1 protein-coding gene is annotated in these 781 nt (G+C 70.0%); it reads left to right on the top strand.

Annotated elements, in window-relative coordinates:
- A partial coding sequence (locus HCK04_RS40395; RefSeq protein ID WP_142652784.1) for a Gfo/Idh/MocA family oxidoreductase occupies window positions 1-735 on the top strand: 735 nt, incomplete at its 5' end.
- Window positions 736-781 lie beyond the last annotated feature (46 nt).

The raw sequence follows: 781 nt of genomic DNA on the forward strand, positions 1-781 counted from the left end.
ATCGCGCTGGCCCGGCGGTTCGTCGAGGAGGGCAGGCTCGGCGAGATCCGGCACGTGCGGGCGCAGTATCTGCAGGACTGGATCGTCGACCCGCAGTTTCCCCTGGTCTGGCGGCTGCAGAAGGACAAGGCGGGATCGGGCGCCCTCGGCGACATCGGCGCCCACATCATCGACACCGCGCAGTTCATCGTCGGCCGGTCGCTTACCGGGGTGAGCGCGCTCACCGAGACCTTCATCAAGGAGCGCCCGCTCGCCGAGGAGTCGGCCGGCCTGGCCGCCGAAGGCGGCAGTGAAATGGGCGAGGTGACGGTGGACGACGCGGCGCTGTTCATCGGCCGCTTCGAGGGCGGGGCACTGGGCTCCTTCGAGGCCACCCGCTTCGCCACCGGGCGCAAGAACGCGCTGCGCATCGAGGTCAACGGCTCGGCGGGCAGCCTGGCCTTCGACTTCGAGGCGATGAACGAGCTGTGGTTCTACCAGGCCGACGAGGGGGACGCCGGTTTCCGGCGGATCCTCGTCACCGAGCCGGACCACCCGTACGCCGGGGCATGGTGGCCGCCGGGCCATGGCCTCGGTTACGAGCACACCTTCGTCCACGAGACGAAGGACTTCCTGGAGGCGATCGCCGCCGGCACCGACCCCACGCCGTCCTTCGAGGACGGGCTGCGGGTGCAGCGGGTGCTCGCCGCGGTCGAGGAGAGCGCCGCCGCCGGGTCGGGCTGGATCTCGGTGTGATTGTCCACAAGGTTGTGAGAGCGGGAGTGAGATGACGCGACCGATC

The organism is Microbispora sp. CL1-1, from assembly GCF_012034195.1.
GTDB lineage: Bacteria > Actinomycetota > Actinomycetes > Streptosporangiales > Streptosporangiaceae > Microbispora.